Raw genomic sequence first — 21,495 nt, 5'->3', positions numbered from 1 at the left:
GGTGCGAGCGGAGCGAGCCTCGAAACCACCGGTAGGGTGTCGCCCATGAACGCGCTGCTCACCGTGCTCCACACCGAGAACCCCAACGTGCCGAACCACTGGCTGATCGGTGGCGTGACCCTGGCGATCCTGCTGGCGCTGATCCTGGCGCTGCTCGCCTTCGGCGCGGGACGCGAGCACAGCTGACCACCGGGCTCGTGCCGGGCGCCCGCCGGGTGGGTGTCATGGGTGGCACCTTCGACCCGATCCATCACGGTCACCTCGTGGCCGCGTCGGAGGTGCAGGCGTGGTTCGACCTCGACGAGGTCGTCTTCGTGCCGACCGGTGACCCCTGGCAGAAGTCGGACCGCGACGTCTCGCCCGCCGAGGACCGCTACCTGATGACCGTCATCGCGACGGCTGCCAACCCCCGCTTCAACGTCTCCCGCGTCGACATCGACCGGCACGGACCGACGTACACGATCGACACGCTGAAGGACCTCAAGGCCCGGTTCCCCGACGCCGAGCTCTACTTCATCACCGGCGCCGACGCGCTCGCCGACATCTTCACCTGGCGCGACGCGGAGGAGCTCTTCGCGCTCGCCCAGTTCGTCGGGTGCACGCGCCCCGGCTACGCCATGGACGAGTCGACGCTCGCCGGGATCCCCGCCGACCGGGTCACCATGGTCGAGATCCCCGCGCTGGCGATCTCGTCCACCGACTGCCGTGACCGCAAGCGCCGCGGCGAGCCCGTCTGGTACCTGGTGCCCGACGGCGTCGTCCAGTACATCGCCAAGCACGACCTGTACCCCACCAAGGACCCCACCAAGGACCCGGCATGACCGCCACCGACCACGCCATCGAGCTCGTCACCGCCGCCGCCCGCGCGGCCTCCGACAAGCTCGCCTCCAACATCATCGCCTTCGACGTCAGCGAGCAGCTGGCGATCAGCGACGCCTTCGTGCTCGCCTCGGCGAGCAACGACCGCCAGGTCAAGTCGATCGTCGACGAGATCGAGGACAAGCTCCGCGAGATCGGCGCCAAGCCGCTGCGCCGCGAGGGCGAGCGCGACGGCCGCTGGGTGCTCATCGACTACGGCGAGATCGTCGTGCACGTGCAGCACGAGGAGGAGCGCCAGTTCTACGCCCTCGAGCGGCTGTGGCGCGACTGCCCGTCGATCCCGCTGCCCGCCGACGTCGTCTCGCATGAGCGCTAAGCGCCTCCTTCTCCTGCGTCACGGCCAGACCGCCTGGAACGCCGCCCGGCGGGTCCAGGGCCAGCTCGAGGCCGAGCTCGACGACGACGGTCACCGCCAGGCCGCCTCCGTCGCCGTGACAGTCGCCGCGATGGCACCGGCGGCACTCTGGTCCTCCGACAGCGTCCGGGCCCGCCAGACCGCGGCGTACGTCGCCAAGGAGACCGGCCTGGACCCGACGTACGACGCGCGCCTGCGTGAGTACTTCCTGGCCGGGCGGCAGGGGATCACCCACGACGAGTACGCCGCGCTGGCGCCCGAGGAGTACGCCGAGTACGTCACCGGCAACTTAGACGTCGCCGGCGGGGAGACCGCCGCGATCGTGTCGGCCCGGATGGTCGAGGTGCTCGGGGAGCTGCTCGCCTCGATCGCTCCCGGCGAGCTCGCCGTGGCCGTCTCCCACGGCGCCGCGATCCGCGACGCCGTCCCGGTCCTGCTCGGCTGGCCCGTCACCGAGCGCGCGGCCCTGCACGGCCTCGACAACTGCGGCTGGGTCGAGCTCGACCAGCCCGCCCGGGGGGCCGCGCTCCGGATGCGGGCCTACAACCGGGTCGCTCCCGCCTGACGGCCCCACCTGCCGGACCCCGATTTCGCTTCGGGCCGGACGGTTGGCTAGTATTCCGCGAGTTGTCACCCTGGTGCTCCCGGGGAAGCAATGGGGCTGTGGCGCAGCTGGTAGCGCACCTGCATGGCATGCAGGGGGTCAGGGGTTCGAGTCCCCTCAGCTCCACCGATCGGAAGCCGCCTTCGGGCGGCTTTCGGCATTTCTGGGGGATCTGCGCCGGGCGCAGCTGGTAGCGGCTCTGCCGATCCTGGGCATGGCATGCAGGGGTCAGGGGTTCGAGTCCCCTCAGCTCCACCGATCGGAAGCCGCCTTCGGGCGGCTTTCGGCATTTCCGGGGCATCAGATGTCGGCAGAACGGCCGACCGATCAGCCTGGCTCGACGCCGAGCCGTCTCAGCAGGGACCGGTTGTCGGTGCGGACCACCTCGTCGATGAGTCGACCGACCTCATCGATGGTGAAGAGGTTGATCAGGTCCATGACGACCCGCTCGCCGTTCGGTTCGACGGGTCCGACGGGCGACATGGTGAAGGTGCTGGTGAAGGTGCCCTCGATCCAGGTCTGACAGGCGACCGAGCTGCCCTCCACGACCACCGTTCCGCGACGGATGGTGAGGTCGTCGAACGCGGTGCGCAGGGACGCGAAGTAGGAGCTCAGCCCGGCGAAGTCCGACTCGAACCCGTCCGGCCCGTGGAAGCGGAAGGCCTCGGTGTCGAAGTACTGGCTGGCCTCCTCGTGGTGCTCCTCGGAGATCAGGAGCTCGCCGGCGCGAACCAGCCGAGCGACGAGCTCGTCGCGGTCCATGTGGGGATCCATGATGTCGGTTCCTCTCGGGTGGTGTGGCGATCGCTTCGTCGTGGTGCGCATCATCCGGCGACGAACCGGAGCAGCGCCTCGTTGACCTCCGCGGCATGCGTCCAGAGCAGTCCGTGGGGCGCACCCTCGACCTCGACGTACTCGGCCTCGGGGAACGCCTCGTGGAACCGCCGGCCGGTGGCGTCGATCGGCAGGATGCGGTCGGCGTCGCCGTGCAGGATCAGCGAGGGCCTGCCTGCGGCACGGACCGCCTCGACGTCGGCGCGGAAGTCCTCGAGCCACGCCGGGACGACGGAGTAGGCGGCGATCGGAGCGCTCTGCGTAGCGGTGTTCCAGCTGGCGGTGACCACCTCCTGACTGATCCGGCTCCCGAGGGTGTCGTCCAGGTTGTAGAAGTCGCCGTAGAACTGCGTGAACCAGGCGTACCGGTCGGCGCGGGCAGCGGCGGCGATGCCCTCGAAGACCTCGCCGGGCACGCCGTCGGGGTTGTCGTCGGTCTGCAGGAGGAAGGGCTCCAGCGAGGCGAGGAACGCCAGCTTCGCGACGCGCTCGTGCCCGTGGTTGCGCACGTAGCGGGCGAGCTCCCCGGTGCCCATGGAGAAACCGACCAGGACGACGTCGCGCAGGTCGAGCGCCTGGAGCACGGCGTCGAGGTCGGCGGCGAACGTGTCGTAGTCGTAGCCGGTCCCGGCGTGGGTGGAGCGGCCGAACCCGCGGCGGTCGTAGGTGATCACGCGGTGACCTGCGGCGATCAGCGCTCGCGACTGCAGCTCCCAGCTGTTCCCGTCGAGCGGGTAGCCGTGGATGAGCACGACCGGCGTTCCGGCGCCGTGGTCGGTGTAGTGGAGGTCGATGTCGGTGCTGTTCTCGTGGTCGACGGTGATGTACGGCATGGTCGTGCTCCTTCGTTGAGGTGTGGTTGTCAGGCGGCGACGTCTGTAGGCAGGCGTCGGGTCGGGAAGTGGATGTTGATCGTGGGCGCGTCGTCCTCAGAACGCCGCCTCGTCCTGGTCGCAGACGGTCCCGCCCGCCGGGAGCTGGCCGGTGAGGTAGAAGCGCTCGACGGCGTCGTTGACGCAGGTGCTCGGGTTGAGCAGCGCGGTGTGGCCGCCGCCGGTCTCGGTGAGCAGCCGGGCGTTGCCGAGCTGCCGGGTCATCCGCTTCGAGCTGACGTAGGCGGTGTTGGGGTCGGCGAGGGTGCCGATCACCAGGATCGGGACCGGCGAGCGGTTCCACGGCCCGCGGTACGCATCCTGGTTGCGCCCCTTCCACTCCGCGCAGGAGGCGGCCAGCCACGACCAGAGGTAGCCGAAGCCCAGAGGGGACTGGGTGCGGTTCAGCCGGCGGGCCTGCGCGCCGTACGTCGTGAGGTCGCGCGGGTTCGGGCTCTCCCCGCACAGCACCCCGTCGCGACCTTCACGCACCCCGGCCTGGACGACAGCCAGGCTCGGGTCCGACGGGGCCCGCGTCAGGTGCGTCGTGCTCGCACCGCCCCGGCGCGAGCTCGCCCGCCAGACCGCCTGGAGGTCGGCAGCGAGTCCCCGCCACCCGCTCGCGCCGAGGGTCTCGTCGGGCGCCATCACGGCCAGCCCGCCGGCGGCGTACCAGACCGTGGTGCGGTAGTCGAAGACGGTGCCGTCGACGCTCACCGGCCGGCGGTGGACGCGCTCGAGGAGCGTCCGGTACTTCGCCCGCGTCGCGGCCGGCGTGCCCGCGGTGAAGGCGCAGCGCGACGCCCCGACCTTGCCGCACTCCGAGAGCATCAGGCGCATGGCGGTCTGCGTGCCTCGGGGCGAGTCGATCCGTCCGAAGGTCTGCATCCGCCTTCCACGGGCGGCGTCGTTCCACTGCACCGGCGAGGCGGCACCGTCGAGCACCAGGTGACCCACCCGACCGGGGAAGAGGTTGGCGTAGGTGGCGCCCAGGTAGGTGCCGTACGACGGTCCGTAGTAGTCGAACTTCGCCTCGCCCAACGCCCGTCGGAGCCGGTCCATGTCGCGGGCGACGTCGGCGGTCCCCATGTGGTCCTGGATCGGCCCGCCACGTCGCGCGCAGGCGGCGGCGTAGGTGCGGAGGACCCGGACGGCCTGAGCCTGCTCGCGCGGCGTCACGGCCATCCCGCTGGGGCCGAGGGGCGCGAAGAGCTCCGCCTCCTTGCGTGTGGAGGCGAAGCACTGGAGCTGGTCACTCCCGTCGATGCCACGTGGGTCGAAGGTGACGACGTCGAAGCGGGCGCGCAGCTGGGCCGGGACGTGGTCGTACATGGTCGGCAGCGCGCCGACACCGCCGCCGCCGGGACCCCCGGGGTTGAAGATGATCGACCCGACGCGGTGGGCGCGGTCGCCGGCCGGCTTGCGCAGCAGCGCGAGCTCGATCTGGCGGCCGCGGGGCCGGTCGTAGTCCAGCGGCACCCGCAGGGTCGCGCACTCGAAGCCGGCCTGGCCGGGGCCGGCACACGCGTGCCAGGTCACGGCGGGAGCCGTGGTGGGGACCGGCGCCGGCAGCGTGGCCGCGGCCGCCGGAAGGTCGGTCGCGAGCGTCGCGGTCGCCGTCATCGCGACCAGCAGCACGCGCCAGCGGCGTCGTACGAGCATCTGATCCTCCAGGGTCCGAGAAGGGGGAGGACCTCCATGCTTGCCGGAGCCGTCGGGCCACGACCGGGTCAACGGGCCAAGAATCGACCCAACGGTTGGTGCGATCGGACAACATCGCCGGGAGCGGTTGACGAGGTCACGGGCGCGAGCGTCGCCCCAGCCACGTGTCGAACGCCCGCACGACCGTCTCGTGGCTCGCCGCCATCGCGCCCGGGTCGCCCTCGACCCGGAGGATGTGGTCGCCCGGGACCACGAGGTGCTCGCCGGGCAGCCGCTCCAGCACGTCGCGGTCGAGGTAGGGATCCTGGTCGCCGATGACCACGAGCTGCTCGGCGGGGTACGACGTCAGCACCGAAGCCGCGTCCGGCTCGGTGAGCAGGGGAGTCAGCCAGGCGGCGTCGTACGCGCGGGCCGCGGCGACCTCGGCCGCCAGGGTGCCGAGCGACTTCGCGACGACCAGCACCCGCCCGTCGTACTCCTCGACGGCGGCGGCCAGCTGGACGCCCACCCACCTGACCTCGGCGGCGTCGTCGTCGAACGACGGCACGTCCCACCACACCTGGCGCACCGCCCAGCCCCGCATCAACGCGGTCTGGGCGGCGAAGAAGAGAAGCGGCCCGTCGGGCGTGTAGCGCCGGCCCGGCAGCACCACGACACGGCCGATCGGTGTGCCCTCGGGCTCGTAGTCGGCGTACCGCGTCATGCCGACACGATCGCCGTCACGACCGACCCGGTCAACGTCCGGGCGCGGGCTACCGTGGAGCGATGGACAGGTGTCCCGAGTGCGGGCACGTCGCGAAGGCACCCCGGTCGTCCTGGGCCGCGCGCCTGTGGGGCGTCCGCCCGCACTGCCCCGAGCCGCGGCCGACTGCCGAGTCGCTCTCGCTCGATTGCGGCTGCACCCATCCCTGGCACGTCGCCGGGACCTGAGCCATCCGACGTGCCAGCATCGGCGCGTGCAGAACGAGCAACGGATCCCGCGTCGTACGCCGGAGTCGCGGGCGGTGGCCGAGCGCGTGCAGGTCGCGATGGCGCTGTCCGCGCGGCTCAACCTGCTGGCGTTCGACGACCTCGACGGACGCCGGGCGCTGCTCACCGAGATCTTCGGTGGCGACGTCCCGGAGTCGCTGACGATCCTGCCGCCGTTCTACTGCGACCACGGCCTCGGAGCGAGGTTCGGCGAGCAGGTGTTCATCAACCAGGGCTGCTACTTCCTCGACCTCGGTGGCATCAGCATCGGTGACCGCGTCCTGGCGGGCCCCGGCGTCACCCTCAGCACCGCCGGCCACCCCGTCGAGCTCGCCGAGAGGTACGACGCCCTCACGCACGCCCCGATCGTCATCGAGGACGACGTCTGGATCGGCGCCGCGGCGACCATCGCCCCAGGCGTCACGATCGGTCGCGGCTCCGTCGTGGGCGCCGGGACGACCGTGGCGAAGGACGTGCCCCCGATGAGCGTCGTCACCGGCACGAGCGTGGTCGAGCGGCGACGCCTGGGCCGCTGACGGCCCAGACGTCGCGTCAGAGCTCGGAGAGCTCGTCGTCGGCCCAGTCCGCGTCATCGTGACGGGTCCGCCTCGCGTCGACCACCCGTGCGATCACCTCGGCGACCAGGAACAGGACCAGCATCGGGAAGGCCAGGAAGCACATGGAGAACGGGTCGGTCGACGGGGTGGCGACCGCGGCGAAGAGGAACGTCCCGAACACGATCCACGCCCGGTAGCGGCCGAGCGCGCGCCCTGACACGACCCCGATGAGGTTCAGCATGATCACGAAGAGCGGGATCTCGAAGGCCACGCCGAAGACGAGCAGCATGCGGGTGAGGAAGGAGAAGTAGTCCCCGAACTCGACCAGGTTCTGCAGTCCGTCGGGGGTGAACCCGATCAGCACCTCGAGTCCCTTGGGGAGCACGTAGTAGCCGGTGGTCACACCGGCGATGAAGAGGGTGCCGGCGAACGCACCGAAGACCCGCGACCACCGGCGCTCCTGGGCCTTCAGGCCAGGCACGATGAAGGCCCAGACCTGGTGCAGCCAGTAGGGACTCGAGACGACGACCGCGGCCACGCCGCACAGCTTCAGCTGGAGCATCAGCGGTCCGGTGGCACCCGCGACGTACGCGGTCGTCTGGGTGTCAGCGCCGAGGGTGACTCGCGCCGCGTTGTAGGGGCGGAGCACCAGGTCGAGGAGCTGGTCGTAGAAGAACAGCGTGACGCCGAAGGCCACGACGAGGCACAGCACGGACCTGATCATCCGCGCGCGCAGCTCGCTGAGATGGTCGCCCAGGGCCATCCGCCCGTCCTCGCCGACCGGCCGGCGAGGACGGGTGCTCAGAAGTCCGAGAGTGCTGGTGACGGACACGATCTCGCCTCAGCGGGCGTCGCGGGGGAGACGCTCGGCGCCGATCACGTCGGCGCCCTCAGCGTTCGGAGCCTGAGCGGTCGGCAGCGGGTCGGGCTCGTCGTCGTCCAGAAGACCCTTGGTCTCGGCCTTGAAGATCCGCAGGGCGCGGCCGCTGCCGCGAGCGAGCTCAGGCAGCTTGGCAGCGCCGAAGAGCAGCAGCAGCACGGCGAGCATGATCAGGAGCTCGGGGCCGCCGAGGCCGCCGATGGCGAACGGGTACATGGTTCCTCGTCTCTCGCGGGGTTCACCCCGCGACATCGCAGTTCGGGTGGTGGATCAGGTTGCTTCGTCGTACGTGGGGATCGCGGCGGCGGTCGGGCGACCGACGGGCTTGTCGTCCCGGTCGTCCTCGTCGTCGGTCCAGCGCTCCTTGAGGTCGCGGACGTCGCCGAGGTCGTCGTCGAACGCCGCGCTCACGTGCTTGCGCACGATCGACCGGGGGTCGAGGTCGCGCAGCTCCAGGTCGGCGTACTCGGGGCCGAGCTGATCGCGCAGCTCGTCGCGGGCGCCGTCGGCCAGGCTCTTCGCGCGGCGCAGGAGCCCGGCCGACTGGCGGGCCAGGTCGGGCAGCTTGTCGGGACCGAAGAACAGCACGGCGACGAACGCCAGCACGGCGAGCTCGGGCAGTCCAATGCCGAACATGATCGTCAACTCCTCGTGGGTAGTGAGAGCAGCGACCCGTCCCGTCCGGGGCCGGCCGTGGCCGGCCCCGGACGGGTCGGGACTCAGCGCACGCGCTGGCGGGCGGCCTGCCGGTGCGGCGGGCGCACCAGCATGGAGCCCAGGCGGACGTAGACCAGGACCAGCGCCAGGGCGCCGATGATCTCTTGCCAGGTCATGTCATCGCCTACTTCGAGCCGCCGCTGACGGAGATGGCGCCGTTGACGCCGCGCGGGTAGAACCCGCCCCGATCGACCTTCTTCGGGTTCAGGTACACGACGTTGAGCACGCGGTCCGCGGACCGCCCGAAGGCGATGCTGTTCTTGTCCGTGGGCACCAGGTTCGCGCTGCCGCCCTTGCCGCGTGCGCCCTGGTCGTCGTTGCGCTTGCCGTCCAGGGAGTCACGAGCGTTGCTGATCTTGTTGGCGGCTCCCCTCAGGCCCATGTCGTAGAGCGAGTCCCGCACGATCCCGGCGTGGTAGGCCTCGACCGCGAGGATGCCGGCGGCAGCCCCGAGGTAGGTCTTGTTGCTGATCAGGGGGGCTGCTCCCTTGTACGCCGTCACGCCGACGTCCTCGAAGATGAACGCAGCGAGCAGGAAGTTCGCCGAGTTGGCGAACGGGTCGAACGTCTGGTTCTTGCCGATCAGCCCGGCCGCCTGGGCGGCCGCGGTGAAGCTGTGCTTGAGGTCGATCTGCGGGCGCGCGACCTTGGCGCCGCCGAGGGCCGAGCGCAGGAACTTCACGTGCGCGACCTCGTCGTGCGCGATCTCGGTCGCGATCCGCCGGATCTTGCGGTTCTCGAAGTGGACCTTGCGGCCACCGACGACGCCGCCCCGACGTCCCTTGCCGGTCGTGAGGCTGCCGTCCAGCCCGTGACCGAAGGCGGCGTGCGAGTAGAACTCCGCCTCCAGGTACTCGAGGTTGAGGGCGAAGTTGAGGATCGCCCCGTCGCTGGGTGCTGCCGCCGAGGCGGCGCTGACACCGAGTCCGGTGAGCGCCGTGCCTCCCACCGCGCCCAGCCCGGCCACACCTGCGGACTTCAGGAACAGACGGCGGTCCGTCTCGTTCTCCGCGCTGCGGTTGATCATGTCTCGAACAACGGTCTTTCCGAACATGTCATCTCCATGATTGTGGAATTCTTGGGGACCATCACGCGATGCATCGATAGGAGTGAGGCCACCCTTTTCTGGTCGGCCGAGCTGGTGGAAAGTCGTGCACCTCCCAAATTGCGTGTCCGAGACGGGGCGCGGTAAATTGGCGTCCCGTTGCAGCCGCTCGCTCCGAAGGTGTGAAGAACCTCAAACCCTCTCAACCACGGGGCTGAACTGTGATTGACGATACGCACTTCGCGGCGGATGAAAAGGGTTTGTTTCCTGAGAAAAACATTTATCTGACAATCCGATCCACCATCGGCTCCGAATAACAATCGGCGAAATAGGCACTTGACCCGTGCGCTTGATATTGCCGGGTATTTCCCTCATCGTTGGCGTCGCGGGCGATCAATTGACCCCGATCCTGCTAGAGGGAATTCGCGACGATGTACCAGGAACGCCGACAGCTCGTCTCGCGGGTGCGCGCGCCCAGCGCGCTGCCGCTGCTGGGACCGGCCTTCGTCACGGCCATCGCGTACGTCGACCCCGGCAACTTCGCGACGAACCTCGCCGCCGGGTCGAGGTACGGCTACCTCCTGGTGTGGGTGGTCGTCGCCAGCAACCTGATGGCCATGCTGATCCAGTACCTGTCGGCGAAGACCGGGATCGCGACCGGGCTGAGCCTGCCGGCGCTGTGCCGTCAGCAGCTCCCTCGTCCCGTGGTCCGGGGCCTGTGGGTGCAGGCGGAGCTGGTCGCCGTCGCGACCGACCTCGCGGAGGTCGTCGGGGGAGCGATCGCCCTGCAGCTGCTGTTCGGCGTCCCGCTGGTGGCCGGAGGTGCGATCACGGCGCTCGTCGCCTTCGCACTGCTGGGTCTGAAGTCTCGCGGCCACCGCCCCTTCGAGGCCGCCATCACCGGGCTCCTCGGGGTGATCCTGGTCGGATTCGTCTACGACCTGGTGCTCGGAGGTCCGGACCCGGCTGCGGTCGCAGGCGGGCTGGCGCCGCGCTTCGACGGAGCGGACTCGGTGCTGCTGGCCGCCGGCATGCTCGGTGCCACCGTGATGCCGCACGCGATCTACCTGCACAGCAGCCTGACGACGGACCGCTACACGATCCGTACCGAGGCCCAGCGTCGCGCGCTCCTGCGTGGCCAGCGCGTCGATGTCGTGTCCGCCATGGCGATCGCCGGCCTGATGAACCTCGCCCTCCTCCTGATCGCGGCGAGCGCGCTGCGTGGCACCGGCATCACGACGATCGAGGGGGCCCACGAGGCCCTCGGCATGAGCCTGGGGGAGGGCACGGCCCTCATCTTCGCGATCGGCCTGCTGGCGTCGGGCTTCGCGGCGTCGAGCGTGGGGACGCTGTCCGGTCAGGTCGTCATGGAGGGATTCCTGCGGCGCCGGCTCCCGCTCACCCTGCGCCGGCTCGCGTCCCTGGCCCCGGCCCTCGTGATCCTGGCGGCTGGTGCGGATCCCACCCAGGCCCTGGTGCTGTCGCAGGTGGTCCTGTCCTTCGGGATCCCGTTCGCCCTCGTCCCGCTGATCCTCTTCACCCGCCGCGCCGACCTCATGGGTGCGCTCGTCAACCGGCGGTCGACGACCGGAGCCGCCTGTGTCGTGGCCGCGGTGATCATCGCCCTCAACGGGGCCCTGATCGCGCTGACCTTCTGACGAGAGGACTCAGACACCGCCCGCGGGCAGCTCCTCGAGCATCACGTCGGGGTTGTCGCGGGCGGTGGTGCCGGCGCGCCACTTGTCGACGAAGAGCGCCAGGTAGGTGCCGTCGGAGCGCTGGAGGACCTCGCAGCCACGGGCGCCCGAGAGGGCGGCCGCACCGGCGGCGTCCGTACGGCGGGCGAGCTGGTAGTCGAGCCGGGACAGGCGGATGGGCGAGTTGAACTCGTTGGTCATCCGCTCCTGGACGACCTCGAACTGCATCGGGCCGACGGCGGCGAGCACCGGGCTCTGATCACCGCGGAGGTCGGAGCGGAGCACCTGGACGACGCCCTCCTGGTCGATCTGGTCGATGCCCTTGCGGAACTGCTTGTAGCGGCCGATGTCGGCGGCCGTGGCGGTCATGAAGTGCTCGGGCGCGAACGACGGGACCGGCGGGAACTCGATGGGGTCGCCGACGTACATCGTGTCGCCGACGCGCAGCGCCTGGGCGTTGACGAGGCCGATGATGTCGCCGGGGAAGGCCTCCTCGATCGACGAGAGCTCCCGGCCGAAGACGGCCTGGGCGTACTTCGTCGCGAACGGCCGGCCGCTGGCGGCGTGCGTCACGATCATGCCGCGCTCGAACGTGCCCGACACGACGCGGGCGTAGGCCAGCCGATCGCGGTGCGCGGCGTTCATGCCGGACTGCACCTTGAAGACGAAGGCGCTGAAGTCGTCGGACACCTCGCGCACCGAGCCGTCGACGCCCAGGGTCGCGTGCGGCGCCGGGGCGAGGTCGAGCAGCAGCTCGAGGAGCTGGGCGACTCCGAAGTTCTGGAGGGCCGAGGCGAACATGACCGGCGTCGTGCGACCGGCCAGGAACGCGGCCTGGTCGTGATCGGCGTCGTCGGCCGAGAGCAGCTCGTGCTCCTCGACGGCGTCCTGCCAGACCGCGAGGTCCGCCTCGCCGACCTCGGACGCCGGCATTCGCACCTCGGGCGCGCGGGTCGCGCCGCCGGCGGTGCGGGTGTACTTCACGAACTCGCCCGTACGCCGGTCCAGGACGCCGCGGAAGTCGCCGGCCTCGCCCACGGGCCAGGTCAGGGGAGTGGGGCGCAGCTTGATCTGCTGCTCGATCAGATCCATCAGCTCGAGCGCCGCCAGGCCGGGGCGGTCCCACTTGTTGATGACCGTGATCACCGGGATGCCACGCAGCGCGCACACCTTGAACAGCTTGAGGGTCTGCGGCTCGAGCCCCTTGCCCGCGTCGACCAGCATCACGGCCGAGTCGACCGCGGACAGGACGCGGTAGGTGTCCTCGGAGAAGTCGCTGTGGCCGGGGGTGTCGACCAGGTTGACGACGTGGTCGCGGTAGTCGAACTGCAGCGCCGCCGAGGTGATCGAGATGCCGCGCGCCTTCTCCATCTCCATCCAGTCGGAGACGGTCGCGCGGCGCCCGCCCTTGCCGTGCACGGCGCCCGCCTCGGTGATCACCCGCGCGTGCAGCGCGAGGGCCTCGGTGAGCGTGGACTTGCCGGCGTCAGGGTGGCTGATCACCGCGAAGGTACGGCGGGGGCGGGTGTCGGACACCGGAGAAACCTACCGACCGGGACACGTCTCCGACGTTTCTTGACTCGTTCAAGAAAGCGCGCAAGACTGCCGGCATGACCACGTCCCAGGAGTTCCAGGAGGCCCTGCGCGGCGCCGAGCTCCGCGTGACGCGACCGCGGGTGGCCGTGCTGGGCGCGGTGCACGCGCACCCGCACGCCGACACCGAGTCGATCATCGGCGCCGTACGCCGCGAGCTCCCCGAGGTCTCCCACCAGGCCGTCTACGACTCGCTGCACACCCTCACCGCCGCCGGTCTCGTACGCCGGATCCAGCCGTCCGGCTCGGTCGCGCGCTACGAGTCCCGGGTGGACGACAACCACCACCACGTGGTGTGCCGCTCGTGCGGCGCGATCGCCGACGTCGACTGCGCCGTCGGCCACACGCCCTGCCTGACCGCGTCCGACGACTCGGGCTTCACGATCGACGAGGCCGAGGTCGTCTACTGGGGCCTGTGCCCCACCTGCTCCGCAGCACGTACTGACCACTGACCCCCCAATGAAGAGCGTGGAAGGAAACACATGAGCCAGGATGGATGCCCCGTCGCACACAACGGTGGCGCGCAGGGGAGCGAGAGCGAGAACCCGGCGCTCGACGCGCCGACGCCGAAGACCGGCGGTCGACCGCACACGAACCAGGACTGGTGGCCCAACCAGCTCGACCTCTCGGTGCTGCACGCGCACTCCTCGCAGGGCAACCCGCTGGGTGAGGGCTTCAGCTACGCCGCCGAGTTCGAGAAGCTCGACCTCGCGGCCCTGCGCCGCGACGTCGTCGAGGTCCTCAACACCTCGCAGGACTGGTGGCCGGCCGACTTCGGCCACTACGGCGGCCTGATGATCCGGCTCAGCTGGCACGCGGCCGGCACCTACCGGATCCACGACGGCCGCGGCGGCGCCGGTGACGGCGCCCAGCGGTTCGCGCCGCTCAACAGCTGGCCCGACAACGGCAACCTGGACAAGGCCCGCCGCCTGCTGTGGCCGGTCAAGCAGAAGTACGGCCAGAAGATCTCGTGGGCCGACCTGCTCGTCCTCGCCGGCAACATCGCGCTCGAGGACATGGGCTTCACGACGTTCGGCTTCGGCTTCGGCCGCGAGGACGTCTGGGAGCCGGAGGAGATCTTCTGGGGCCAGGAGGACACCTGGCTCGGCGACGAGCGCTACAGCGGCGAGCGCGAGCTCTCCGACCCGCTCGGCGCGGTCCAGATGGGTCTCATCTACGTCAACCCCGAGGGCCCCAACGGCAACCCGGACCCGCTGGCCTCGGCCCGCGACATCCGCGACACGTTCGGCCGGATGGCGATGAACGACGAGGAGACCGTCGCCCTGATCGCCGGCGGCCACACCTTCGGCAAGACCCACGGTGCCGGCGACGCCGCCCTGGTCGGCCCCGAGCCCGAGGGTGCCCCGCTCGAGGAGCAGGGGCTCGGCTGGAAGAGCGCCTACGGCTCCGGCAAGGGCGCCGACGCGATCACGTCGGGCCTCGAGGTCACCTGGACCACGACGCCGACCCGCTGGAGCAACGACTTCTTCAAGATCCTCTTCGGCTACGAGTGGGAGCTCTCGAAGAGCCCCGCCGGCGCGCACCAGTGGGTCGCCAAGGACGCCGAGGACATCATCCCCGGCCCGACCGCGGACTCGCCCAAGCGCAAGCCCACGATGCTGACCAGCGACCTCGCGCTGCGCTTCGACCCGGCGTACGAGAAGATCTCGCGCCGCTTCCTCGAGAACCCCAACGAGTTCGCGCTGGCGTTCGCCAAGGCCTGGTACAAGCTGCTGCACCGCGACATGGGTCCGGTCGGTCGCTACCTCGGCCCGTGGGTCCCCGAGCCGCAGCTGTGGCAGGACCCGGTCCCGGCCGCCGAGGGCGCGCCGCTCGGCACCGGTGACATCGCGAGCCTGAAGGAGAAGGTGCTCGACTCCGGTCTCTCGGTCTCCGAGCTCGTCTCCACCGCGTGGGCGTCGGCCGCGAGCTTCCGCTCGACCGACAAGCGTGGCGGCGCGAACGGCGCCCGCATCCGCCTGGAGCCGCAGCGCGGCTGGGCGGTCAACCAGCCGACCCAGCTCGCGAGCGTGCTGGAGAAGCTCGAGGCGATCCGGGCAGAGTTCAACGCGGCCGGTGGTGCCCAGGTGTCCCTGGCGGACCTGGTCGTCCTGGCCGGGTCGGCCGCGGTCGAGAAGGCCGCCGGCGACGCGGGTGTCCAGGTGACCGTGCCGTTCCACGGTGGTCGCACCGACGCCACCCAGGAGCAGACCGACGTCGACTCGTTCGCGGTGCTCGAGCCGCGCGCCGACGGGTTCCGCAACTACCTGCGGGCCGGCGAGAAGCTCCAGCCCGAGACGTTGCTCGTGGACCGGGCCTACATGCTCGGCCTGACGGCTCCCGAGATGACCGTCCTGGTCGGCGGCCTGCGGGCGCTCGGCAACACCGTCGACGGCGCGCAGCACGGCATCCTCACCGACCGCCCGGGCGTGCTCAGCAACGACTTCTTCGTCAACCTGCTGACCGCGGGCACCGAGTGGAAGGCCGCGGAGTCGCAGGAGAACGTCTACGAGATCCGCGACGCCGCCAGTGGTGACGTGAAGTGGACCGCCACCGCGGTCGACCTCGTCTTCGGCTCGAACTCGCAGCTGCGGGCCCTCGCCGAGGTCTACGCGAGCGACGACGCCACGGAGAAGCTGGTGCACGACTTCGTCGCGGCGTGGGTCAAGGTCATGGAGGCCGACCGCTTCGACCTCGCCTGATCGACCGGTTCGCACGAGGGGCCCGCGCAGCGGCAGCGCGGGCCTCTCGTATATTTCGCCCGATTCGGGGGGTTCCACCCTGCCGGGTGAGGTGCCACGCTGGAGGCCTCGGGGGCGGACACGGGGGTAGGGCGTGGACCAGGACCGGCACGACCCGGTGGTCGGAGACGGGCTCGGCCTGCTCGCCGCCCAGTCGGCGGCGGCCCGGTCGGCGATCTTCCCGGCGAAGCTGCGGCCCGCCGCGAACCCGGCGTACCTGATCCCGCGCCCGCGGCTGCACCAGCTGCTCGCGCCGGAGACGCTCGCTCCGGTCACCCTGGTCGTTGCGCCGGCGGGATCGGGGAAGACCTCGTTGCTGCGCAGCTGGGTGGCGGAGGCCGCGGTCCCCTACGCCTGGCTGTCGCTGGACGAGACCGACCAGGACCCGGTGCAGCTCTGGCGCGGAGTGCTCGCGGCCCTGGAGGCGGTCGCGCCGGGCTGCGCGGTCCCGGCTGCCGACCTGCTGCGGCGTCCTGGCGGTGTCGCGGACGCGATCGGCGCCCTGCTGGACGACCTGGAGCAGCGCGACGCCGGACCGGCCGTCCTGGTGGTCGACGACCTCCACCTGGTCGACTCCGTCGACGCGGTCACGTCGTCCCTGGCGCTCTTCGTGCAGCACCTCCCCACGTGGCTGCACGTGGTCGTCTCGAGCCGGCACGAACCCCGGCTGCCCGTCCACCGCCTGCGCGCCCGTGGTCAGCTGGGCGAGGTGCACTTCGCCGAGCTGCGCTTCACCTTCGACGAGGCCGTAGCCGTGCTGGCCCGGCTCGTGCCCGACCTGGACCCCACGCTCGCCCATGAGACGGCTGCGCGCGCGGGTGGGTGGGCGGCGAGCATCCAGATCGCGGCCCTCGCGGCCCGGTCGGCCCGGGCCCAGGGCGAGCGCTTCCTACCGCAGCCCGGTGACGGCGGGCGCTACCTGGCCGACTACGTGTGGCACGAGGTGCTGGTTGCCGAGAGCGACGAGCTCGTGGACGTGCTCCTGGCCACCTCCGTCGTGGAACGTGTCGACCCTGGCCTCGCCCAGGTCCTGGCCGAGCGCCCGGACGCAGCGGACCTGCTCAGCGAGGCGGAGGCGCGCGGGCTCTTCGTGACCTGGGTCGAGCCTGCGGGGTGCTTCGAGATCCACCGCCTCGTCCGGGCGGCGCTGCTGACGGTGCTCACCGAGCGGTCGCCGGAGCGGGTCCAGCGACTGCTGGCCTGGGCGGCGGGCTGGCACCAGGCCCACGGGCAGGCGCTCTCCGCGCTCGACTGCTGGCTGCGCGCCGAGCGTCCCCGCGATGCGCTGCGGCTGCTGGCCACCCACGCGCAGGCGCTGTACGACGGCGGCCACGAGAGCACCATCCGACGGGTCGTCGCGGCGATCCCCGACCACGTGGCGGCCCAGGACGTCGAGGCGATGCTGGACTTCGCCTGGGTGCACCTGCTGCTGGACCGGCGGCGCTTCACCGCCCTGGTCGACACGGTGAGCCGGTCGGTGCGCGACGACCTCGACCTGTCCGGGACGCTGCTGGCACGGCTGGAGGTGCTCCAGTCGATGACCTCGGCGCTCCGCGGGCACTGGGCTGACGCTGCCTCGCTCGCACGATCGGCGATCGAGGAGCTGGGCGAGACCTGGTGGGTCGACCTGCTGGGGCAGTTCGCGTGGAACATGGTCGCGCGCGACATCGCGTACTCGGAGCGGTGGGACGAATCGGGGGCGGAGGTCCGCGCCGTGCTCCGGGCGCTGGGCGTCGTCCCCGAGCGCCGGCTCGCCATCGAGGGCACCCGGGCCCTGGGCGAGTCGTTGGCCGGGCGGCCCATCGATGCCCTCCGGGTCGTCGCCGGTGCCCGCGCCGCTGCCGAGATGGCGAACATGTCGATCCTCCGGGCGGAGGCGATGGTGGCCGAGGCCATCGCTCATCGCGAGCTCGGCGACATGGCCGACGCGATGCCACTCCTGCTCGAGGGCGCGGAGGACCGCCTGGAGCCCACGCCCCACTGCGTCCTGCTGTCGCGGCTCCAGCTCGTGGGCGTGCGGCTCGACGAGGGCGATCTCGAGGCGGCCGCACGCACCTTCGGTCAGGCCGCCGAGCTGGTCGACACCGAGCTCACCGGGCCGGGCGCGCGGTCGTGGCTGGCGACCACCGGCACCCAGCTGGCCCTCGCCGCGGGCGACGTCGAGGGGGCGCGGAGCTGGGCGCAGCAGGTGGTGGACCCGTTCTGGTCGGCCGTCAGCTCGGCACGGATCCTGGTGGCCACGGAGGAGCGCGACCTGGCGTACGACGCACTCAAGGCGGCTGACCCGCGCTGCCTGCGGCACCAGGTGGTGCTCGACCTGATGCTCTTCCGGGTCACCGCGTCGGCGGACGAGGCGGAGCGGCACCTGCTCGACGCGGTGCGGATCGCCTCCGGCCACGGACTCGTGCAGACGGTCGCCTCCGAGGGGCCGGAGGTCGTCGAGGCGGTCGAGCGGCTCGCCTGGCGGGCTCCGACGTCGTGGCTCGACCGCCTCCGCCGCGCGGCCGTCCCGGGCGAGTCGGCGGCGTACCCCGCGCCGGACGCCGTCGAGCAGCTCACCGAGCGCGAGCTCGAGGTGCTGCGGATGCTCCCGAGCAGGCTCACGCTGCGCGAGATCGCGGACGAGCTCTTCATCTCGATCAACACCCTGAAGTTCCACCTCAAGGTGATCTACCGCAAGCTCGGCTGCACGTCGCGCGCCGAGGCGGCGGAGATGGCCCGGTCGCTGACGGGCCTGCGGCGTGCTCAGCCGTCGAGCACCCGGCGGCGCTGAACCTCGTACTGCTCCAGCGACAGCAGCCCCTGGTCGACGAGTCGCGCCAGCTTGCGCACCTGCGCGGCCTGGTCGACCAGGCCCGAGGACGCGACCGCCTTGACCGCCACCGGGCTGCGCGAGAGCAGGTCGGCGCGGTGCCGCCGCTCCGCCGCACCGAGCGCTGCCTGCGCCCGGCGCCGGCCGATCCGCTCCCCGGCCGTCACCTGGCCTCCGGCGGCACGCGCCGCCACGGACACCGGCTCGGCCCACCGGTCCTCGACCAGGAGCAGCAGGGCGGCCACGCCCGGTGCGAGGGTCACGGAGGCGAGCTCGATGTCGTGCAGGCTCAGCTGCACGCCGGCGCTCTCCGCCTCGACGACCGCCGCCAACGGTGCGAGCTGCGCATGGTCGGCGAGCTCGCCGACCGCGACCTTGGTCCGCCCGTCGGCGCGCACCAGGAGCACGGCGTCGACCAGCCGGATCGCGCCGCTCCCGACGGTGTCGGCGACGGCGGTCGCGACGGACGCGAGACCCTCGACGGTGCCGGCGGAGACCAGCACGTACTCGAGCAGGTCCAGGTCGGGGTGGTCCTCGGCCATGTGCATCACCCGCCTGGTCGTCTCGTCCCGGGGATCGTCGCAGCGGTGCGGGTGGCTCGACACCACCCCGCGAGGGGTGAGGTCCGGCCACCCGCGCCGCCACCATGCTGGGGCGCACCCGACCCGGAAGGGGTGCCCATGTCGTCAGCGACCGCCGGCCCGAGCAAGGTCGCCGCGGCCTCGGGTGCCGTCCTCCTCACGCTGGCGTCCGGTCAGTTCCTGATGACGCTGGACAGCTCGGTGATGAACGTGTCGATCGCGCAGGTCGCGGCCGACATCGGCACCACGATCACCGGCGTGCAGACGGCGATCACCCTCTACACGCTGGTGATGGCCACCATGATGATCACCGGCGGCAAGATCGGCACGATGATCGGGCACCGCCGGGCCTTCGCCCTCGGCTGCGTGATCTACGGCGCCGGGTCGCTCACCACGGCGCTGTCGCCCAACCTGACGGTGCTCATCTTGGGCTGGTCGGTGCTGGAGGGCCTCGGTGCCGCGCTCATCATGCCGGCGATCGTCGCCCTCGTCGCAGCCAACTTCGCGGCCGCCGAGCGGCCCCGTGCCTACGGCCTGGTGGCCTCGGCGGGTGCCATCGCGGTGGCTGCCGGCCCGCTGATCGGCGGCGCGGTCACGACGTACTGGACCTGGCGGCTGGTCTTCGCCGGCGAGGTGGTCGTCGTGATCGGCATCCTGGCCATGACCCGCCGGATCCAGGACGCCGCGCCGGGTGCCCGGGCCAGGATCGACCTGGTCGGCGTGGTGCTCTCCGCGCTCGGCCTCGGCCTCGCTGTGTACGGCGTCCTGCGCTCGGGCGAGTGGGGCTGGGTGACGGCCAAGCCGGGTGCGCCCGAGCTGCTCGGCATCTCGGCCACGGTCTGGCTGGTCGTGGCCGGGCTGATCGTGCTGCGCGTCTTCGTGTGGTGGGAGCTCCGGATGGCGGAGCGCGGTCGGGAGCCGCTCATCGACCTCGCCATGCTGCGCAACGCGCGCCTGGTCGGCGGGCTCACCATGTTCTTCTTCCAGTTCCTGCTCCAGGCGGGGCTCTTCTTCACGATTCCGCTCTTCCTCTCCGTGGCGCTCGGCCTCAGCGCGCTCGACACCGGCATCCGGCTGCTGCCGCTGTCGGTCACGCTGCTCATCGCGGCGATCGGGATCCCACGGCTCTGGCCGGACATCTCCCCGCGCAAGGTCGTCACCTGGGGGCTGGCCGCGCTGCTCGGCGGCATCGTCGCCCTGATCGGCGCGCTCGAGGCGGGGGCGGGCCCCGAGATCGTGACGCTGCCGCTCCTGCTCGCCGGGCTCGGCGTCGGTGCGCTCTCCTCGCAGCTGGGGGCGGTGACCGTGTCCGCCGTACCGGACGAGCGCAGCGGCGAGGTGGGCGGCCTCCAGAACACCGCGACCAACCTCGGGGCCTCGCTGGGTACGGCGTTGGCCGGGTCGGTGCTGATCGGGGCGCTGTCAGCCAGCTTCTTCGTCGGCGTCCAGGGCAACGACGACATCCCCGACTCGGTCGTCGACCAGGCCGAGGTCGAGCTCGCCAGCGGCATCCCCTTCGTGTCCGACCCCGACCTCGAGGCGGCGCTCGCCGACACCGACCTCAGCCCCGAGGCCCAGCAAGCGGTCGTCGACGAGAACGCGGACGCCCGGCTCGTCGGGCTGCGGACGGCGCTCACGGTGCTGGCCGTGATCGCGGCGATCGCGATCTTCCTGACCCGGCTGCTGCCCACGAAGCCGGTGGGCTCGGAGCCCGAAGCCGCTAGTGCAGTGCGACCTTGAGAGCGACGACCAGCAGACCGAGGCACAGGCCGGCAGCCGCGCTGCCGATCCGGCCCCACGTGTCGAGGCCGCCGCGGACGCCCGCCAGGAAGCTGTACGCCGTCAGCAGCCCGATCGAGGCGATCAGCGCCACCCAGGCAGCGGTCTTCAGGTCGGCGCCCAGCAGGTAGGACACCAGCAGGACGCCGAGCGGGACGACGGAGGCGCCCGCGATGGGCAGCGTCTCGAAGAAGGCGTGTCGCAGCGCGGTCAGCGGGTGGTGCTGGTGCGTCAGCGAGCTGCCGATGGTGACGGCGTGCAGGTGCGCGATCCAGTAGACGGCGACCGTGCCGAGGATGACCAGGCCGAGCTGGCCGATGGACTCCTTGTAGCCGGCGCTGTAGGCGATCGCGGCCGCGCAGACAACCGTGCCCGTGATGGCGCCCTCCCCACCGCGGACCAGGCCCAACGGGTCGCGGCGACGAGGCTCAGCCACCGCCGAACGTCTCGAGCAGCGTCTCCCGCTCGGCCTCGGTCAGGTTGGTGCTGATGAGCCGGCTGTCGCGTCCGTGGAACCGCTCGCCGAGCCGGTCCATGTCGGCATCCTCGGTGACCAGGAACAGCGCCGACGTGCCGGGGGTGACCTCGGTGCGGATCCGCTCCAGGTCATCCTTGGTGATGCCGGTGCCGGCCGTCGCCTTGGCGAGGGCGCCGATCCCGGCACCGAGGACGACCCCGGCCACCGGGATCGCGAAGAGGGCGCCACCGAGGATGCCCCACAAAGCGCCCCACGCGGCGCCGCGCTTGGGGCCGTCGTGCTTGTGGTGCAGGTCAGGCTTGTCGGCGTCGTGCTCCCACACCATGACGGCGTGGTCGACGATCGTGACCAGGCCGTCGGAGGCGGCAGCCTGCAGCGAGGACTCGGCCTGCAGCGCCCCGTCGGGACTGTCGAACTTCCACACCGTGAACGTCGTCATC

The 21,495-nt window shown here is 71.4% G+C and carries 22 protein-coding genes and 1 tRNA gene; 11 read left to right on the top strand and 12 right to left on the bottom strand.

Going from position 1 to position 21,495, the window contains the following annotated elements:
* Positions 1-45 precede the first annotated feature (45 nt).
* The 5 genes from ACFPYL_RS20180 (at position 46) to ACFPYL_RS20160 (ending at position 1,964) form a co-directional block, all read left to right on the top strand.
* Entirely contained in the window at positions 46-186 is a 141-nt protein-coding gene (locus ACFPYL_RS20180; RefSeq protein WP_379158584.1) for a hypothetical protein, read from the top strand.
* Positions 183-821, top strand: a complete 639-nt coding sequence (gene nadD / locus ACFPYL_RS20175) for a nicotinate-nucleotide adenylyltransferase (RefSeq protein ID WP_379160858.1) — start codon at positions 183-185, stop codon at positions 819-821. The genes ACFPYL_RS20180 and nadD overlap by 4 nt, the downstream gene beginning before the upstream one ends.
* Positions 818-1,195, top strand: a complete 378-nt coding sequence (gene rsfS, locus ACFPYL_RS20170) for a ribosome silencing factor (RefSeq protein ID WP_056150354.1) — start codon at positions 818-820, stop codon at positions 1,193-1,195. The genes nadD and rsfS overlap by 4 nt, the downstream gene beginning before the upstream one ends.
* A complete protein-coding gene (locus ACFPYL_RS20165; RefSeq protein ID WP_379158581.1) occupies positions 1,185-1,799 on the top strand; it encodes a histidine phosphatase family protein in 615 nt (204 codons plus the stop codon). The genes rsfS and ACFPYL_RS20165 overlap by 11 nt, the downstream gene beginning before the upstream one ends.
* A gap of 92 nt (positions 1,800-1,891) precedes the next feature.
* Positions 1,892-1,964, top strand: a tRNA-Ala gene (locus ACFPYL_RS20160).
* 201 nt (positions 1,965-2,165) lie between these two features.
* Here ACFPYL_RS20160 and ACFPYL_RS20155 read toward each other — a convergent pair.
* From ACFPYL_RS20155 to ACFPYL_RS20140, 4 genes are all read right to left on the bottom strand, one after another.
* Complete coding sequence (locus ACFPYL_RS20155; RefSeq protein WP_379158579.1) at positions 2,166-2,612, bottom strand: ester cyclase; 447 nt, start codon at positions 2,610-2,612, stop codon at positions 2,166-2,168.
* A 50-nt stretch (positions 2,613-2,662) separates the two neighbouring features.
* On the bottom strand, positions 2,663-3,505 hold the full coding sequence (locus tag ACFPYL_RS20150) for an alpha/beta fold hydrolase (RefSeq protein WP_379158576.1): 843 nt from the start codon (positions 3,503-3,505) through the stop codon (positions 2,663-2,665).
* A gap of 96 nt (positions 3,506-3,601) precedes the next feature.
* A complete protein-coding gene (locus ACFPYL_RS20145) occupies positions 3,602-5,206 on the bottom strand; it encodes an alpha/beta hydrolase (protein ID WP_379158573.1) in 1,605 nt (534 codons plus the stop codon).
* A gap of 136 nt (positions 5,207-5,342) precedes the next feature.
* Positions 5,343-5,909, bottom strand: a complete 567-nt coding sequence (locus ACFPYL_RS20140; protein WP_379158570.1) for a hypothetical protein — start codon at positions 5,907-5,909, stop codon at positions 5,343-5,345.
* Between the two features lie 253 nt (positions 5,910-6,162).
* Here ACFPYL_RS20140 and ACFPYL_RS20135 point away from each other — a divergent pair, with 253 nt between their 5' ends.
* Positions 6,163-6,711 carry a sugar O-acetyltransferase gene (locus tag ACFPYL_RS20135; protein WP_379158567.1) on the top strand — a complete coding sequence of 183 codons (549 nt, stop codon included), beginning with the start codon at positions 6,163-6,165 and terminating at the stop codon, positions 6,709-6,711.
* 16 nt (positions 6,712-6,727) lie between these two features.
* Here the strand turns inward: ACFPYL_RS20135 and tatC are convergent, their stop codons facing one another.
* The 4 genes from tatC to ACFPYL_RS20115 form a co-directional block, all read right to left on the bottom strand.
* Positions 6,728-7,564 carry a twin-arginine translocase subunit TatC gene (tatC, locus tag ACFPYL_RS20130; RefSeq protein ID WP_379158563.1) on the bottom strand — a complete coding sequence of 279 codons (837 nt, stop codon included), beginning with the start codon at positions 7,562-7,564 and terminating at the stop codon, positions 6,728-6,730.
* Between the two features lie 9 nt (positions 7,565-7,573).
* Positions 7,574-7,828, bottom strand: coding sequence for a twin-arginine translocase TatA/TatE family subunit (gene tatA, locus ACFPYL_RS20125; protein WP_379158560.1), 255 nt, complete (start codon positions 7,826-7,828; stop codon positions 7,574-7,576).
* A 54-nt stretch (positions 7,829-7,882) separates the two neighbouring features.
* Positions 7,883-8,248 (bottom strand): sec-independent translocase, encoded by a 366-nt coding sequence (locus ACFPYL_RS20120; RefSeq protein ID WP_379158557.1) that lies wholly within the window; start codon positions 8,246-8,248, stop codon positions 7,883-7,885.
* Positions 8,249-8,453: 205 nt separating this feature from the next.
* On the bottom strand, positions 8,454-9,356 hold the full coding sequence (locus ACFPYL_RS20115; protein WP_379158554.1) for a ferritin-like domain-containing protein: 903 nt from the start codon (positions 9,354-9,356) through the stop codon (positions 8,454-8,456).
* A gap of 449 nt (positions 9,357-9,805) precedes the next feature.
* Between ACFPYL_RS20115 and ACFPYL_RS20110 the strand changes: the two genes are divergently transcribed.
* The gene (locus ACFPYL_RS20110; protein WP_379158551.1) at positions 9,806-11,032 is read left to right on the top strand and encodes an Nramp family divalent metal transporter; all 1,227 of its coding nucleotides are present in this window, start codon (positions 9,806-9,808) and stop codon (positions 11,030-11,032) included.
* A 9-nt stretch (positions 11,033-11,041) separates the two neighbouring features.
* Here the strand turns inward: ACFPYL_RS20110 and ACFPYL_RS20105 are convergent, their stop codons facing one another.
* Complete coding sequence (locus ACFPYL_RS20105; protein ID WP_379158549.1) at positions 11,042-12,607, bottom strand: peptide chain release factor 3; 1,566 nt, start codon at positions 12,605-12,607, stop codon at positions 11,042-11,044.
* 74 nt (positions 12,608-12,681) lie between these two features.
* Here ACFPYL_RS20105 and ACFPYL_RS20100 point away from each other — a divergent pair, with 74 nt between their 5' ends.
* From ACFPYL_RS20100 to ACFPYL_RS20090, 3 genes are all read left to right on the top strand, one after another.
* On the top strand, positions 12,682-13,116 hold the full coding sequence (locus tag ACFPYL_RS20100) for a Fur family transcriptional regulator (RefSeq protein WP_379158546.1): 435 nt from the start codon (positions 12,682-12,684) through the stop codon (positions 13,114-13,116).
* Between the two features lie 30 nt (positions 13,117-13,146).
* Positions 13,147-15,366 (top strand): catalase/peroxidase HPI, encoded by a 2,220-nt coding sequence (gene katG, locus ACFPYL_RS20095; protein WP_379158543.1) that lies wholly within the window; start codon positions 13,147-13,149, stop codon positions 15,364-15,366.
* Between the two features lie 133 nt (positions 15,367-15,499).
* Complete coding sequence (locus ACFPYL_RS20090; protein ID WP_379158540.1) at positions 15,500-18,178, top strand: LuxR C-terminal-related transcriptional regulator; 2,679 nt, start codon at positions 15,500-15,502, stop codon at positions 18,176-18,178.
* Here ACFPYL_RS20090 and ACFPYL_RS20085 read toward each other — a convergent pair.
* On the bottom strand, positions 18,151-18,759 hold the full coding sequence (locus ACFPYL_RS20085) for a hypothetical protein (protein ID WP_379158537.1): 609 nt from the start codon (positions 18,757-18,759) through the stop codon (positions 18,151-18,153). The genes ACFPYL_RS20090 and ACFPYL_RS20085 overlap by 28 nt on opposite strands.
* A gap of 138 nt (positions 18,760-18,897) precedes the next feature.
* Between ACFPYL_RS20085 and ACFPYL_RS20080 the strand changes: the two genes are divergently transcribed.
* Complete coding sequence (locus ACFPYL_RS20080) at positions 18,898-20,538, top strand: MFS transporter (RefSeq protein ID WP_379158534.1); 1,641 nt, start codon at positions 18,898-18,900, stop codon at positions 20,536-20,538.
* On the opposite strand, the gene ACFPYL_RS20075 is transcribed toward ACFPYL_RS20080, so the two are convergent.
* A complete protein-coding gene (locus tag ACFPYL_RS20075) occupies positions 20,519-21,013 on the bottom strand; it encodes a hypothetical protein (RefSeq protein ID WP_379158531.1) in 495 nt (164 codons plus the stop codon). The two genes, ACFPYL_RS20080 and ACFPYL_RS20075, sit on opposite strands and share 20 nt — an antisense overlap.
* Positions 21,006-21,494, bottom strand: coding sequence for a DUF1269 domain-containing protein (locus ACFPYL_RS20070; protein WP_379158528.1), 489 nt, complete (start codon positions 21,492-21,494; stop codon positions 21,006-21,008). The genes ACFPYL_RS20075 and ACFPYL_RS20070 overlap by 8 nt, the downstream gene beginning before the upstream one ends.
* Position 21,495 lies beyond the last annotated feature (1 nt).

It is taken from the genome of Nocardioides hankookensis (assembly GCF_042658885.1).
In the GTDB taxonomy this organism is placed as follows: domain Bacteria; phylum Actinomycetota; class Actinomycetes; order Propionibacteriales; family Nocardioidaceae; genus Nocardioides; species Nocardioides hankookensis.
The sequence above is the reverse complement of the archived record's forward strand: the minus strand, read 5'-3'. Positions and strand labels throughout refer to the sequence as shown.

Coding starts and splice junctions, on each gene's coding strand:
- ACFPYL_RS20165 (WP_379158581.1), top strand. CDS start 1,185: ATGAGCGCTAAGCGCCTCCTTCTCCTGCGTCACGGCCAGACCGCCTGG.
- rsfS (WP_056150354.1), top strand. CDS start 818: ATGACCGCCACCGACCACGCCATCGAGCTCGTCACCGCCGCCGCCCGC.
- ACFPYL_RS20180 (WP_379158584.1), top strand. CDS start 46: ATGAACGCGCTGCTCACCGTGCTCCACACCGAGAACCCCAACGTGCCG.
- ACFPYL_RS20070 (WP_379158528.1), bottom strand. CDS start 21,494: ATGACGACGTTCACGGTGTGGAAGTTCGACAGTCCCGACGGGGCGCTG.
- ACFPYL_RS20115 (WP_379158554.1), bottom strand. CDS start 9,356: ATGATCAACCGCAGCGCGGAGAACGAGACGGACCGCCGTCTGTTCCTG.
- ACFPYL_RS20100 (WP_379158546.1), top strand. CDS start 12,682: ATGACCACGTCCCAGGAGTTCCAGGAGGCCCTGCGCGGCGCCGAGCTC.
- ACFPYL_RS20080 (WP_379158534.1), top strand. CDS start 18,898: ATGTCGTCAGCGACCGCCGGCCCGAGCAAGGTCGCCGCGGCCTCGGGT.
- ACFPYL_RS20140 (WP_379158570.1), bottom strand. CDS start 5,909: ATGACGCGGTACGCCGACTACGAGCCCGAGGGCACACCGATCGGCCGT.
- katG (WP_379158543.1), top strand. CDS start 13,147: ATGAGCCAGGATGGATGCCCCGTCGCACACAACGGTGGCGCGCAGGGG.
- tatA (WP_379158560.1), bottom strand. CDS start 7,828: ATGTACCCGTTCGCCATCGGCGGCCTCGGCGGCCCCGAGCTCCTGATC.
- ACFPYL_RS20085 (WP_379158537.1), bottom strand. CDS start 18,759: ATGGCCGAGGACCACCCCGACCTGGACCTGCTCGAGTACGTGCTGGTC.
- ACFPYL_RS20145 (WP_379158573.1), bottom strand. CDS start 5,206: ATGCTCGTACGACGCCGCTGGCGCGTGCTGCTGGTCGCGATGACGGCG.
- ACFPYL_RS20110 (WP_379158551.1), top strand. CDS start 9,806: ATGTACCAGGAACGCCGACAGCTCGTCTCGCGGGTGCGCGCGCCCAGC.
- ACFPYL_RS20150 (WP_379158576.1), bottom strand. CDS start 3,505: ATGCCGTACATCACCGTCGACCACGAGAACAGCACCGACATCGACCTC.
- ACFPYL_RS20155 (WP_379158579.1), bottom strand. CDS start 2,612: ATGGATCCCCACATGGACCGCGACGAGCTCGTCGCTCGGCTGGTTCGC.
- ACFPYL_RS20120 (WP_379158557.1), bottom strand. CDS start 8,248: ATGTTCGGCATTGGACTGCCCGAGCTCGCCGTGCTGGCGTTCGTCGCC.